Source organism: Mycobacterium kyogaense (genome assembly GCF_003254575.1).
In the GTDB taxonomy this organism is placed as follows: Bacteria; Actinomycetota; Actinomycetes; order Mycobacteriales; family Mycobacteriaceae; genus Mycobacterium; species Mycobacterium kyogaense.
On record NZ_QJUA01000040.1, the window covers coordinates 14695 to 28858 of the forward strand.

The 14164-nt window shown below is 61.8% G+C and carries 14 protein-coding genes and 1 tRNA gene; 13 read left to right on the top strand and 2 right to left on the bottom strand.

Annotated elements, in window-relative coordinates:
* Nucleotides 1-6 precede the first annotated feature (6 nt).
* From DMB80_RS22330 to DMB80_RS28225, 6 genes are all read left to right on the top strand, one after another.
* On the top strand, nt 7-1524 hold the full coding sequence (locus tag DMB80_RS22330; RefSeq protein WP_111511867.1) for a TldD/PmbA family protein: 1518 nt from the start codon (nt 7-9) through the stop codon (nt 1522-1524).
* A 32-nt stretch (nt 1525-1556) separates the two neighbouring features.
* On the top strand, nt 1557-2930 hold the full coding sequence (locus tag DMB80_RS22335; protein ID WP_111511898.1) for a metallopeptidase TldD-related protein: 1374 nt from the start codon (nt 1557-1559) through the stop codon (nt 2928-2930).
* A gap of 10 nt (nt 2931-2940) precedes the next feature.
* Nucleotides 2941-3783, top strand: a complete 843-nt coding sequence (locus tag DMB80_RS22340) for a carboxymuconolactone decarboxylase family protein (RefSeq protein WP_111511868.1) — start codon at nt 2941-2943, stop codon at nt 3781-3783.
* Nucleotides 3784-3813: 30 nt separating this feature from the next.
* Nucleotides 3814-3887: transfer RNA gene (locus tag DMB80_RS22345), tRNA-Ile, on the top strand.
* 10 nt (nt 3888-3897) lie between these two features.
* Entirely contained in the window at nt 3898-4761 is an 864-nt protein-coding gene (locus tag DMB80_RS28220; protein WP_162938663.1) for a hypothetical protein, read from the top strand.
* Nucleotides 4762-4797: 36 nt separating this feature from the next.
* On the top strand, nt 4798-5160 hold the full coding sequence (locus tag DMB80_RS28225) for a hypothetical protein (protein WP_162938664.1): 363 nt from the start codon (nt 4798-4800) through the stop codon (nt 5158-5160).
* 10 nt (nt 5161-5170) lie between these two features.
* On the opposite strand, the gene DMB80_RS22360 is transcribed toward DMB80_RS28225, so the two are convergent.
* Both DMB80_RS22360 and DMB80_RS22365 read right to left on the bottom strand, forming a co-directional pair.
* The gene (locus DMB80_RS22360; protein WP_111511871.1) at nt 5171-5461 is read right to left on the bottom strand and encodes a hypothetical protein; all 291 of its coding nucleotides are present in this window, start codon (nt 5459-5461) and stop codon (nt 5171-5173) included.
* 565 nt (nt 5462-6026) lie between these two features.
* Nucleotides 6027-7220 carry a hypothetical protein gene (locus tag DMB80_RS22365; protein ID WP_240431340.1) on the bottom strand — a complete coding sequence of 398 codons (1194 nt, stop codon included), beginning with the start codon at nt 7218-7220 and terminating at the stop codon, nt 6027-6029.
* Nucleotides 7221-7563: 343 nt separating this feature from the next.
* Here DMB80_RS22365 and DMB80_RS28230 point away from each other — a divergent pair, with 343 nt between their 5' ends.
* The 7 genes from DMB80_RS28230 (at nt 7564) to DMB80_RS22390 (ending at nt 14161) form a co-directional block, all read left to right on the top strand.
* Nucleotides 7564-7842 (top strand): hypothetical protein, encoded by a 279-nt coding sequence (locus DMB80_RS28230; protein ID WP_162938665.1) that lies wholly within the window; start codon nt 7564-7566, stop codon nt 7840-7842.
* Nucleotides 7839-8645 (top strand): hypothetical protein, encoded by an 807-nt coding sequence (locus tag DMB80_RS22370; RefSeq protein ID WP_111511873.1) that lies wholly within the window; start codon nt 7839-7841, stop codon nt 8643-8645. The genes DMB80_RS28230 and DMB80_RS22370 overlap by 4 nt, the downstream gene beginning before the upstream one ends.
* 389 nt (nt 8646-9034) lie before the next feature.
* Nucleotides 9035-11143 (top strand): AAA family ATPase, encoded by a 2109-nt coding sequence (locus DMB80_RS22375; RefSeq protein ID WP_162938666.1) that lies wholly within the window; start codon nt 9035-9037, stop codon nt 11141-11143.
* Nucleotides 11144-11429: 286 nt separating this feature from the next.
* Nucleotides 11430-11882 carry a hypothetical protein gene (locus DMB80_RS28235; protein ID WP_162938667.1) on the top strand — a complete coding sequence of 151 codons (453 nt, stop codon included), beginning with the start codon at nt 11430-11432 and terminating at the stop codon, nt 11880-11882.
* A complete protein-coding gene (locus tag DMB80_RS22380) occupies nt 11875-12753 on the top strand; it encodes a hypothetical protein (protein WP_162938668.1) in 879 nt (292 codons plus the stop codon). The genes DMB80_RS28235 and DMB80_RS22380 overlap by 8 nt, the downstream gene beginning before the upstream one ends.
* Nucleotides 12754-12898: 145 nt before the next feature.
* Nucleotides 12899-13489: a recombinase family protein gene (locus DMB80_RS22385; RefSeq protein WP_111511876.1), complete on the top strand. Its 591-nt coding sequence runs from the start codon at nt 12899-12901 to the stop codon at nt 13487-13489.
* Between the two features lie 6 nt (nt 13490-13495).
* Nucleotides 13496-14161 carry a uracil-DNA glycosylase family protein gene (locus DMB80_RS22390; protein ID WP_111511877.1) on the top strand — a complete coding sequence of 222 codons (666 nt, stop codon included), beginning with the start codon at nt 13496-13498 and terminating at the stop codon, nt 14159-14161.
* The last annotated feature ends 3 nt before the right edge of the window (nt 14162-14164 follow it).

Here is a 14164-nt window from a genome sequence, read left to right on the forward strand (position 1 = left end):
AAGGGCGTGAGCGCGCCCCGAACCATCGACGCCGATTTCCTGGCGCTGCCCCGGCAGACACTCGCTGACGCGGCACTGGCCGCAGCGGTGCAGGCCGGAGCCAGCTACGCCGATCTCCGCATCCACGCCATCACCACCGAGACCATCGCATTGCGTGATCACGATGTGGAGACCGCTGTGGTCGACAGCGAGATCGGGCTGGCGGTCCGGGTGATCGTCGACGGCACGTGGGGGTTCGCCTCACACGCCGAGCTGAGCCCGGAGGCGGCCGCGGACACCGCCCGCCGCGCCGTCCGCGTCGCGACGACGCTGGCCACGCTCAACGCCGAACGCATCGAGCTCGCACCCGAACCCGTGTACAAGGACATGACCTGGGTGTCGAACTACCGCATCGACCCGTTCGAGGTGCCCACCGACGAGAAGATCGCCGTGCTCGGTGACTATGTGGGCCGGCTGCTCGCCTCCGACGGCGTGGATCACGTGTCGGCGTGGCTGCACGCCGCCAAGGAGCAGACCTTCTACGCCGACACGTTCGGCTCGGCGATCACCCAGCAGCGGGTGCGGATTCTGCCCAATGTCGAGGCAGTCGCCGTCGACACCGCGGCCGGCTCGTTCGAGACCATGTCCACGCTCGCCCCGCCCACCGCACGCGGCTGGGAAGCCGTTGCCGGCGACGACATCTGGAACTGGTCCGAGGAACTCGCCCTGCTCCCGGTGTTCCTGGCCGAGAAGGTGAAGGCCCCCAGCGTGGTCGCGGGCCCCACCGATCTGGTGATCGATCCGACCAATCTGTGGCTGACCATCCACGAATCGATCGGCCACGCCACCGAATACGACCGCGCCATCGGTTACGAAGCCGCGTACGCAGGCACGTCGTTCGCGACGCCGGACAAGCTGGGCCGCATGGTCTACGGTTCGCCGGTGATGACCGTGACCGCCGATCGGACCACCGAATTCGGTTTGGCTACGGTCGGTTTCGACGACGAAGGAGTGCGCGCGCAGAGCTGGGACCTGGTGCGCGACGGCCTCTTCGTGGGCTACCAGCTCGACCGGGTGTTCGCACCCCGGCTCGGAGTGGGCCGCTCCAATGGCTGCAGCTACGCCGATTCGGCGCACCACGTGCCCATCCAGCGGATGGCCAACGTGTCGCTGCAGCCGGCCGCAGAGGACGTCAGCACCGACGACCTGATCGCGCGGGTCGAGGACGGGATCTACATCGTCGGCGACAAGAGCTGGTCGATCGACATGCAGCGCTACAACTTCCAGTTCACCGGGCAACGTTTCTTCCGGATCCGCGACGGGAAGCTCGACGGTCAGGTGCGTGACGTCGCCTACCAGGCGACCACCACGGACTTCTGGGGTGCGATGGAAGCCGTTGGCGGACAATCGACGTGGCGTCTCGGTGGTGCGTTCAATTGCGGCAAGGCCCAGCCCGGTCAGGTCGCGGCCGTCAGCCACGGCTGTCCGTCGGCGCTGTTCCGGGGCATCAATGTGCTCAACACCCGAGACGAGGCCGGCCGATGAGCGTAGCGAAGAGGCCAATGGAGACCCGGCCGATGATCAGCGCACAGCAGGTGGTGGACACCGCGCTGGCCGAAGCGAGCCGCCTCGGTGGTGCCGACGAGACCGTCGTCATCGTGACCGACCGCGTCGACGCGTCGTTGCGGTGGGCCAACAACACGATGACCACCAACGGTGAATCCACCGGCCGCACCACCACGGTGATCTCCGTCGTACGCCGCGGCGACAACGCGCACGTCGGCTCGGTGCGCTCCAGCGCCGTGGACCCGTCGGTCATCGCCGGACTCGTGGCGGCCTCGCAGCAGGCGGCCGCAGCCGCGCCCCCGGCTCGAGACAACGCCCCCGCACTGCCCGCGACCGACGTGCCGGCCGACTGGGAAGCACCCATCCCCGCCACCGGCGCCGACGTCTTCGCCGGCGTCGCGGCAGACCTGGCCCGCGGATTCCGCGGCAAGGACACCCTGTTCGGGTATGCGCGCCACGTCGTCGAGACGACGTTCGTGGCCACCTCGGGCGGGGTGCGGCGTCGCTTCACCCAGCCCACCGGCTCCGTCGAGATCAATGCCAAACGTGGCGGGGCGAGCGCATGGGCCGGCGTCGGTACCCCCGATTTCGCGGACGTGTCGACCGACGCGCTGCTGGCCGAGCTGGACACCCGCCTGTCGTGGGCGCACCGCACCGTCGACCTGCCCGCGGGTCACTATGAGACTCTGCTGCCGCCGTCGACGGTGGCGGATCTGATGATCTACCTGGCCTGGACGATGGGCGGTCGAGGCGCGCAGGAGGGCCGTTCGGCGCTGTCGGCACCCGGTGGGGGCACGCGCGTGGGGGAGAAGCTGACCGATCTCCCGCTGACGCTGTTCTCCGATCCGGACGCGCCCGGACTGGAATGTGCGCCGTATGTGGCGGTCGCGACGTCGTCGGAGCGGGCGTCAGTGTTCGACAACGGCATGGCGATCGAGCGGGTCGACTGGTTGCACGACGGCATCATCAACGCGCTGGCCTACCCGCGCGCCACCGCGGCGGAGTTCGGTGCGCCGGTCGCGGTGGGGGCGGACAACCTGCTGATGACCGGCGGGACGAGCTCCCTGCAGGAGATGATCGCCGCCACCGAGCGCGGCTTGCTGCTCACCACGCTGTGGTACATCCGCGAGGTCGACCCGTCGGTGCTGCTGCTGACCGGGCTGACCCGAGACGGGGTGTACCTGGTCGAAGACGGTGAGGTCACCGCCGCGGTGAACAACTTCAGGTTCAACGAGAGCCCGCTGGACCTCCTGCGGCGGGCCACCGAGGCCGGCGTCAGTGAGGTCACGCTGCCGCGCGAGTGGGGTGACTGGGCCACGCGGGCGCAGATGCCGTCGCTGCGAATTCCGGACTTTCACATGTCTTCGGTCAGTCAGGCGCAATAAGCTCACCAGCGTGAGCGACCGCGCCCTGCCCGAACGGTTGGCCGAGCTCGTCGCGCTGTCCTCGGGGGACAGCCGCGCCGACACCGTGATCCGGCTGACGTGCGGGCGGGCGCTGTCGCTGCCGCCGTTGCCGATCCCGGTCGATCTGACCGACGGCCGCTCGGACGAAGAGGCGGTGCTGGCGGCCTTCGCCGAGCAGTTCAGCACCGACGTCACCGGAGTCGGCGACAACCAGCGCCAGTGCTTTCTGAACGCGTTCGGAGACAAAGCTTTTCGTGTCGTCGTCGCGGTGTTCATCGCCGACTTCGTGCCCCGGGTCTGGGCGGGCTGCGACGCGCTCGGCCTCGGTAAGCCCGGGGTGGTGTCCGAGGTGGCCTGGGACGCCGACCGCGATCCGGTGGAGAAGCTGCTGGGTGGGTTCGTCCCGGCGGTGGCTCGGTTGCGTGAACTCGACCCGGTGACCACGGAGGTGGTTCGGCTGCGCGGGGCGGCTGCCCACAACTGCCGGCTGTGCAAGTCGCTGCGGGAGAGCCACGCGCTCGACGAGGGCGGCTCGGAGGATCTCTATCGCCAGATCGAGGACTTCGAGTCCTCCGAGGAACTGACCAAGGCCCACAAGGCGGCGCTGCGCTATGTCGATGCGCTGATCTGGACGCCGTCGGACATCGGCGAGTCAGTGGTGCACGGAATCCAGAAGCACTTCTCGGAGAAGCAGGCGTTCGAGTTGACGCTCGACGTGATGCGCAACGCGGCCAACAAGATAGCCGTGGCGCTGGGCGCCGACGCACCGCGGGTCACCGACGGCACCGAGCGCTACGAGGTCGACGAGGCGGGGCAGACAGTTTTCGCGTGACCCGGCGTATGCGACCATGGTGCGGCGCGAGGGGCGGTAGCTCAGTCGGTTAGAGCCGTGGACTCATAATCCATTGGTCGTGGGTTCGAGCCCCACCCGCCCCACACAGTATTTGTGCTGATCAGCGACATTTATGGCTCACGTCTGCCCCTTGCTGAAGCATCAGATTTCAAGATCATCACCGCACTTTCGCCGCACGCGTGCGATCCGGTTGCCAGCCAGCAAACGTGTGTCATGACCAGGGGTGTCGGCCTCGCTGGCTATGGTGCATTTGTGGCCAATCCTGCCGAATTGCTGTTAGCTCAGTTCCACCAGTGGGATGGTGCTGGACAAAAACCAATAAAGAGTCATAGAGGGATGGATTCTGCCAAGAGGGTCGAAAACCTACGGCGACACGAACTCGCAATGGCGCACATCAGCGCCATCCGCGAGCTGTTGAGAGTGCTTTCCACAACGAATGGCGTCGACTATTCGATATACGAAAACACCATTCCCGAGTGGACGGAAATGGTACTCAATTACGCGAATTCCTGGGACAACAGGTCCAGCGTAGGAACACCGAACTTTTCACCAACCGCCTTGGCGCATCTTCAGACATTATGTCCGCAGATTGCACCAATTGTGCCTCGCTATACGGCAGAACAGCGCGAATCGCTGACAGAAACCTTTGATAGCATTTTGACGCTGCTGGTTGATGACAACACCTTGCCGAAAGCTCTGCAATCTCACTTTGCTCTGATTCTGGGTCACATGAAGCAGACGCTTGTCGAATACAACATATCCGGTGACTTTGAGCTGTATCGGGCGAACGTCACGCTCACCACTTTAGTCGAGGCGGCGTCGAAGAAGACCAGATCGAAAGACCTACGAAACCGCTGGCGCGAGATTGGACTTCAGCTCGTTTGGCCTACCGTTGCAACTGCCGCCATCGAGGCTGGATCTATTTATGCGCAATATCAGCTAGGGATGCTGACCTAGGTAACGGTGGATCGGGAGCGCAGGTACAGTAAAAAGATGCGATATGTATCCGAAGACGACCAGCGTTTATTCATTAGTGAGATCCCAAATTTGCCGCCGAACTCGTTCGACCTCGACGCAAAGTTCGAACCTTATCTTGTCGCTGGGACTGATCGTGTTTACCTCGCAAGAATGATTTTTGCGTTCGTCAAGGCGCGGAATGAATCAATCGCTTACCGCCCAATCGCAAAACGTGACTTCTTCGAGTACCTCAATAGTTCGGACGAGCTGCAATCCGTGTGGCCGACCCTGGACCGTGACTTCCAGGTTGCCTGGGATCGCGCAACAGAAATTGAGCTCTTGACCAAGGTCGAACGCGACAGCGGCGACGAACTTGGCTACGTCATGGCCATCGAATAAGTGAGCTGTTCTATCGGCGCACCCGACGTGAGGCCTTGACCTGGCTGCGGTAACCGGCGGTGAGCGCTTCTGCTTCGCGGCGCGCGTTGTTCGCGTTGAACGCGGGCGCGTTCATCACCGATGTGGGGAACGCTGACGCGCGCAGAGAAACGAGTTTGGCGTGATCGGCGCGTGCGCGTGCAACGTGGGCGCGCTCAATGCGCCGGCGAGCCGGGGCAGTCCGCACCCGTGAAGACGGTCGAGATTGGCTGACGACCACCACCACGGCCACCGCAGTCCCCGCCAGGGCGGCGGTCTTCACCGTCGAGCGGGTGACACGGCGAGCCCGTTGACGGCGCAACGCGGCCACCCGTGCCGGATGGGGTTTAGCAGAATTCACTCCGCTGGGAGTACGTGCAAACCGTCCGTGAGCGTCGCGCACGTATCGACGGTTAGCCATGTGAGCGTCCTGTCAGCGTTTCTTGCCGGAGCGCGATTTTGCGCGTCGGCCCACTTTGGTGTTGCCCTTCGCGCGGGCCTGTTTGGTGAATTTGGCTCTCGCCGTTTTCTGCTTTTTGGTGGCCATGTCGATAAACCTCTGATCGTCGCTTTCGTGGTGCGGTGTCACCGGCACCGCCCTGGTGGTCAGTCCGCCAGATGCGGTCGCGCACGTCCGGCGTGCGGACGATTTGAGGTAATCGGCACTGGAACACGAATCGACTGCGCAGCGCGCCGGTGAGATCGATCGGCGAGCGGCGCGACCTCAGTACGGTCACGGGAGAATCCGGGTCCGTACTCAGATGCGTCTTCGCGCAGGGGTTGACGCTTTGCGTCGGCCATCGCATCGAGCAATTTTTGCGGAATCGTCGCACTCATATCTTTTGCCCCTAGGTTGCGATTGTCGGTGCGACATAGGTTGAGCCGGTGCCGATTTGGATGGCTACGGCTGCGCCGCGCTGACGCACCCCGGTGCCGAAAGTGCGAATGTAGGTGGAATCCGTAATCGGGTACGGACCGAGACCCGGTACGGCGAGCAATCCGCGATAGACCTCAATCGGGTGTTCGCGAACACCGATGCAGTTGCGTTCGTTGTTCGGTCCGAACGTTGCCACCACGGCGACGTAACCGGCTGGGATGAACGCTGACTCCACGAGCCACGCGGGGCCATAGGAGCCAAGGACTTCGATTCCGTGGAAGTCGCCACTGACCGGTTCACCAATTATATTGTCTGGCTGTAGGTAGGCGGGAGCCTTCTTCGACGGAATGAATGAATGTTTGGCGATGATGCCGCTGCTTGGGCGCGACTCCAGGCCCTGACGCCACGACTGGATGTTTTCGCTTTCTATCGAGCTAGCCAAGATGAGCAACTGTGACGACGCGTCCACGCCATAGCCTTTAGCGCGGATTGTCTTGATGGCGTCTTCGATGTCACCCGAGTCGATCTGTGCTGCACCGGATTTCCAGTAGTGCGTGCTGTCGCCAAAGGTGTTTCCGAGGTAGGGCGCGGGGATCTGGCCGTCGAGATTGAAAAGACCCTTACACGCAAACCCTTCGTCGTTGAACTTTTGCGCCGGATCGAAGAGTCGTTTGAGGATCGTTCCGGTCACCAGACGATTGTCGGAATGAAAGACCGTGTTGATGTGGGCGTACACCTGCTCGGCGGTCATCCGCCGGAGTGCCTGCCACGTGAACGCCGATCGAAGGCCGAAATCATTTATTTCAAATCCGAGGATGTAGGCCGATGCGGGAACATTGGCCGCGTTCGGTACACCGTATTCCGTCAATCGTTCCATCGGGGGCGACGAGATACCCTGCGGAACGGCTTCGCCGGGAACCGTTGTTCGGTAGGCCAGCAGATCGGAGAGTTGCGTCCGATGGCTATTCCACTCTTCGAAGCCAGCGACAACGGACTCCCAAATTTCATTGAGGTCGACATTATCAACCGTGCGACTAACGAGAACATCGCCAGTGCTTGCAATGCCCATTTGCGTCGGTTGTGTGCCGCCGAAAATGGGCAATGAATCCAGGAGCTTCGCATAATCAAAATTGCTAATAACGGGTTTCACTGCAGTTGCGTTCATTGTCGTCTCACTTTATCGGTTGGCGGCGCGGGCACGCCGTTCCTGTTGCTACCAGTGTACGGCTGTAAGTGTTCTCAATAGTGCTGCGCTGCAATGGCTTTGCGTGTCCCCCGGGCGACGTTCGGCTGTGTCCTGGCCCATGCCTAGTGTGTTGTAGGGGTCCGCCTCTCTTTGGCCTAGGCGCATACGTCGGGCCCTGAATTGGAATGGCTTAGCGCCATTCTAATTGGGTTAATTCCAGTGCTGGACAATCGCGCCCCATTGGCCATAGTATTGAGAGGGAAACGGACAACCCCACCTACGCCGGGGCCTGGCGTAGAACCAAACCCGAGAGGGCGAGAAAGTGTCTGTTTCTTCGCGTGCGCCGCGTGTGCGCAAACTACCCGAAGAAGTTGAAAACGAATTATTGAAATATTCCCCAATTGCGTCGGTTAGAACTATAGACGGTGCGGTCGATTATTTCAAGAATGATTTACATATCGAAATTTCTAAAAATGCTCTATTCGCCGCAGTGTCACATCGCGAAGTTGACCATGTCAGGCGCGCCAACGCTTTGTACTTTTCGCCTCGCGCGTTGCTGCGGTGGTTCATGGAGGGTCTTCGCACCGAGGAAAGCGCATGAGCCACCTGAGCCCTTTCGATCCGAGGTTGACCGACGACCAGCGAGCCAAAGTCGAAGCGTTCGCGCAACAGCGGGTGACCGAGATGAACGAGCGTTTCGGGCAGGTCGAAAAGCTCAACGATCGACTGATCAGCGAAAAGCTCGATTTCGACATCGATGATGAGGCGTGGCTTCGCGCAGAGTTTCCGTCGCTGACGGGCCGCGACGACGCTGCGCCGATTGCTGATCAAGAGGAAGCAAGTCTCACGGCGGCACACGATTTGGTCGACGCGTACTTTTCGGCCTACGTGCCCCAGAAATTCTGGGCGTTCCATTTGGGCGCAGACGGTCTCACCGGTCTGGGCAGATTTTCCGGCCGCAGCATCATGCGCAGGTTTCGCAGAGTGGCAGACGAGACATTCGAGGCCTACAGCAAGCCCGACGCATTCGGCGACTCGACGCGTGACCCCAACCGGTCGATGACGGGTTTTACGGTGGAGTCTGAGAATCTTCCCGCGGTCGGGACTCCTGACACGCGCGTCTATGCCGTCGTGCCGTCTTGGCCGTTTGAGCGACGACCAGTTGCCACGCTGGCTGAGTTACGGTCATTTTGCCGTGACGCGCAGAGCCACAATTTCTGCGATGTGCGGGTGGGTACCCCATTCTGCAGCGGGACAGACTGGGCGCATGCAATAGTTCTACCGATTGTGCGATTAGACGTCATTATCTGTATTTCGCTGTGCAGCTCATGCGCGAGAAAGTATCGAAAGTCCGAAGGGCTGGGAAAAGGCGAAATAGTCGATCCCGATGACGTGCTGGACTAGGTGTAACACACAACTCCACTCCTTCGTGTCATCGCCGTGCTGGTTGAAACCGACTGCTAAGCAGGGCATTACGTGCAGTGAGACGAGACAACCCCCGAGTCCGTTGACTGCCGTACTCGGGGGTTGCGCTCGACCCTCGCGGGTCGCGTCCGCTGATAAGCCTCACCAGAATAACCCGCGCCGGTCACCAATTGTGCACCGCCTGTGCCGTAAATTGATGACCATAGAGATGGCGGGCCGACCTCGTCTCGATCGACCCGCCAATAGTTCCCAACCAAGAAACTAAAATGACAATAGCAGCTTCTTCCGAAAATTGCAGCGAGCACGATCGCGCCATTCCTGTCGAATTCACACCCGCCCGCGGAGGCGGATATCACCTGCGGTTGATCATGTCCGACACCGCCGATCGCACCCCGCCCCATGTGCCCGACGTCGGCGGGCTGTCGGCCCACCGCGCGGCCCTGGCGTATGCGGACGCCGGTCTGTGGGTGCTGCCCGTGGCCAGCGGGAAACACCCCGGGTCGGTGGTGGGCAGGGGGTGGCCCGAACAGAGCACCCGCGACCCTGAACTGATCGGGGCCTACTGGGACCGCGACGACGAGCCTGGCATCGCGATCCACTTGGGTCGGTCGCGTCTGGTGGCCGTCGACCTTGACATCGCCGCAATCCCTGACGAATTCGCGTGGCTGCGCAAAGGACTCTTTCAGTCATCGCGCGGAGGGCGCGACGAACAGGGTCACTACGTTTTCGCGACCACGGAGATTTTCCGAAACGTCAAACTCGCCCTGAGTGATGGCCCCGAGATCGGTGATATCAGAACCGGTAACGCGGTCATCTTGGCCCAACCGTCGCCGCATCCCAAAGCGGGCATCGGAGGGTGTTACCTCTGGCAGCAAAGCGGCGATGTTCCCGAATTGCCCGCAGACGGCCATACCGCCCTGGCGGTGCTTTCCGCCAAGGCGGGTGGTGTTGGCGATGAGGGTGGGCCGGTCAGCGTCGAAAGAGTCAGAGCGTGGTGCGAAAGCCATACCGCCGAAACCGAGTCGTGGCGGCGAAAAGCCCTGCGCAACAAATACGCCGAACGCGTCGCAGACGGCGAGAACCGTCACGACGCGATGGTCGGGATTCTCGGTTGGGCCGCGCGTGAGGTGGCACCCGGGCTGATCTCGGCCGAGGTTTTTCCGGATCTGCGCGCCGACTGGATCGACTCGTATCGCGCAACCGGCGACACCCCCCAACGCGGTGATTTCACCCGAATGGTTCACGCGGCGATCACAGCCGTTGTGCCCGCCGACGGCGATCCGGCCATGATGGCTGATTTACGCGCTCGCGCTCATCGTGAGTTCGGCACCGATCACCGCGACGATAGGAATTCCGCACACGACATGCGGGGCTGGCTCGACCAACTCGCAAGCGATGACGCTGCCCAACAGAGCTCTCCGAGTGCGCGGACGCGTTTCGTTGGTGTCAGCGCCGCCGAGTTGGCCGCACCACTGACGCCGATGCGCTGGCTGATTCGCGATGTCTGGCCGCAACGGTCAGCCGGCGTGTTGGCCGGTGAGAAAAAGACGTTCAAAACGTGGAATTTGCAGGCAATGGCGCTGGCGGTTTCTGCTGGTGTGCCGTTTCTGGGCACGTTCGCCGTCACGCGTAGCGCTCCGGTGCTGTATCTGTGCGGTGAGGGTGGCCGCGACGGTTTCGCCAATCGTCACCAGGTCATCGCGGCCCAGTACGGCATCACAAGCGATGATCTGGGCAGTCTGCCGTTTGTTGCCGAATTCGACACCGATGAACTGACCAGTTCTGAGTTGATCGACGGAGTGAAACGCCACCTCGACCGCCTGCAACCGGAGTTGGTGATTCTTGACCCGCTGTATGCCTATCATCCCGCCAGCGTTGAAGCATCGAATCTGTATGCGCGCGGGCCGATGTTGGCCAAACTACGCGAAGGCATCGAAAGCCACGCCGCGCTGGTCATCGGGGATCACTTCAAAAAGGGCAGCGGCGACGGGTTCGACCTTGACCACATTTCAATGGCCGGTGTGGGCCAGTGGGCCGACTCCTGGGCGTTGCAGCGTCACCGCACCGAACCGGACGTGGCCAACAATGATTACCGGATCGAAGTGGAGTTTTCGACGCGACGCAGCGGTGGCCGTCGTTGGCATATCGACTGGCACCTCGACCGTGACCCCGATCCGGATGTGGTGTCATGGGCTCGTGCACGTTGGTCGGTGATTGCACCCACCGCGGCAGCGGTCAACCCCGCGCGTGATGTGGAATTGCGCATCATCGCCGAAGTGACACAGTCGCCGTGGACGCTGACCCGTTCCACACTGCTTGCCGCGATCGGTGGACGTCGAGACGCAGTGTTCAAAGCGATCACGCGTCTGATCGACGGGTGCGAGCTGGCCGAGCGCGCGCCAGCCACCGGTAAAGGCAAGGCGATGGTGTTGGGTCCGGGCAAAATCGTGGCGCCAATGCCCGGTGGTGTGCGGTGAGCACCCGAAAACTGGCCGTTCTTCGGTTCCCGCGAACCGGAACCGTGGGAACTACAGACGTGTTTTGGCTGGTAGATCGGTTCCCGAGCACGGGAACCAACGGGAACTGCGCCCGTGGGGGTTACCGGTGGCAGGAGCGCCAGCGACCTGCCCCGGTTCCCGGGTTCCCACCCTTAAGGGGAACCGGAAATCGGGAACCGTTCTACCTGCATAAATGCCGCTGCGGTTCCCGAGTGCGGGAACCACAGCGGAACTGCCCGTCAGCAAACACCTTTCAGGGGAGACGATGACAATCGAGACCGGTAATGCCTCGTCGGTGAAAGCGTCGCTTCCGCGCTCATTGCAGTGTCGGGCGTATCGGTGCACCAACGCGATCGAAGACCACGGCATGTGTAGCGCGCATCGGCGCGGCCTGGCGCTGAGCGCGACGGTAGCTGATGCGATACGGGAGTTTTTGCAACAAGCCCCGACCGTGGCCAATGGTCGAAATACCGATGTCGTCGCAGACGCCGGAAAATGCTTCGCCCACGGGTTGGCGCTTCTGGTCGGAACGCAGTTCGCACCAGAACTTGCGTGGAATTCGATACCGCTGTCCTATGTCGGTGGCAGATGGCGAGTGCGGTTCGCTTGGGCAGTTACTGACGAACAGAACCTCTGCGGCCCAATTGATTTCGCTGATTTTGAACTCTACGCCGACAACGATGAAGCCGACGAAATGAACGGAGACGACGATGAGTGAAACGGGTGAAAACAGCGAACTGAGCGAAGATGACATTGGAGCGGAATCAACCCATGGAGATGATCACCCTTCGCGACAGCCGAAGAAGTATTCCGAAGATTACTGGGATGCTCGCAACGACACCGGACGATGCAAAGCGCGGAGTAGCCGAAGCGGTGACAGGTGCAAACGACCGGCATGGATTGGTGCGGCGGGTGTGTGCGGGCATCACGGAGCGCGCGCCCCGCAGACTCGACGAAAAGCGCAACAACGACTGTCCGAGGCTGCTGATCGGATGGCGCGAGCGCTGCTCGAGATGGCCACCGACGAAAATACTCCCGAACACGTCAAACTCAAGGCGATCACCGAAGCACTTGACCGCGCAGGGGTAGGAACCAGACAATCTGTAGAAGTTGAGGTTTCAGCGAAACCCATCGATCAGGTTCTCGACGGAATCACCAATAGTCTCGAAATCACCACTCGCGCTGATTGGCGTCGCGCCAACGGAATCCCCGATGACGACAACGCACCCCCACCCGCCCTGGCGGAATTGCTCGCGGGTGACCCGAAAGAGCCGATCGACGCCGAAGTCTTCGATGTCAGCGGGCACGCCTATCCGATGACACCAACGAGCGACGAACGCCCGCCGTGGATGCACACCGACGCAGCAACGGCCGACTATGACGTGTCGATCGACTACGCGGCGCGGCTGGTGGGGCGGCAGCCACCAGTGGACACCGACCAGGCGATGACCATCGAAGACGCCAACGAGACGGTCGCCCAGATGCGTCACAGTGCCGCCCAGCGCGCCCGAGACGACTCGCACGCTGACGGGCACGCTGTGGTCCACCCCGCGCAGCGAGCGTTGCCACCAGGGCGGTCGGACAGGTGAACGTGCGTTGCAAATCTTTAGTTCTGAGACGCGGGTGGGGAGTCGCAGTGACACGCCATAATGGCCAGATCGATATGTTGCAGAAGTTGACTCAAAACATACTGTCCGTAATATCGTGTTCTGCGAAATATGAGACACTGGTGTCATGAGCGCTCCTACTTCGACTGGCACTCAGCTCGGCTACGCTCGCGTGTCGACCGGACACCAGTCCCTCGATCAGCAGATCGACGCGTTAACCTCTGAAGGTGTTGCAGCAGAACGGATTTACCGCGACAAGCTTTCGGGTACCTCATCACGCGAGAAGCGTCCCGGACTGGCCGCGCTGCTCGACTATGCCCGCCCCGGTGATGCGATCGTGGTCGTCGGTATCGACCGATTGGGCCGCAACGCTGCCGAGGTAATGGCCACAATTCGAGACCTGAGCGAGCGAGCGATTGTGCTGCGCAGCTTGCGCGAGGGTATCGACACCTCGACCGCGACCGGGCGCATGGTGGCCGGTGTGCTGGCATCGCTAGCCGAACTGGAATTGGAGCTGGGCCGCGAACGCCGATCTGCTGCGCGTGAGGCCCGCCGCGCACGCGGCCAAAACGTCGGCAGACCCAAAGCGCTCGATTCTTCGAAAGCGGCTTTAGCGCGCCGGATGCATACTGCCGGTGAGCCGGTCACCACAATCGCGTCAACTTTGGGCGTGAGCCGCGCGACGGTCTACCGCGTTCTGGCCGAAACGGGGGAATGAAGCCACATGATGGAAGCGACGCCTCAGCGCAACCGCCGCGAAGACAAAGCACGGCTGGACGACGAAATCAGATCTTGCACGCGCTGTGCTGAACTTAACGTGCCGGGAAAGACCCAAGCCGCACCAGGATGGGGAGACATCGATTCGCCCGTGGCGATCGTCGGCCAAAGTTTGTGCGATCAATGCATGGAGCCTCAAGAGCCGTTTTTCGAGGGGAGCGGCAGTCTGCTTAATCAGGCGTTCTCGGCTGCTGACCACCCGAAATCGCAGATGTTCGTCACTAACGCCGTTCACTGCCATCCGCCCGGTAATCGAAAGTCCGAATTACACGAAATTGTGAATTGCGCCCCCTACTTGTACCGGGAGCTGCAAATAGTCCAGCCGCGATTGGTGATCGGATTGGGCGAGGACGCCGAACGTGTGCTCACGTTCTTCTATCCAACCGCGCGAGTATTACCTTGGCCCTTCGCGACACCTCGCAACGTGCGTTCCAAAGTGGTTCCGTGCCTGTTTTTCGCCAAGCATCCGTCATGGATAAAACGCAAACACAACGCTGATCTAGAGACCGAGTATGTGCGAAGCCTGGCGGACGCTTTTAAGTGGGCGTTTTCGCGGGGCTCGTTACGGACCGCAGACCCGGCGACGAGCGTTCCTGCCGAAAAAGAGGAGTGAATC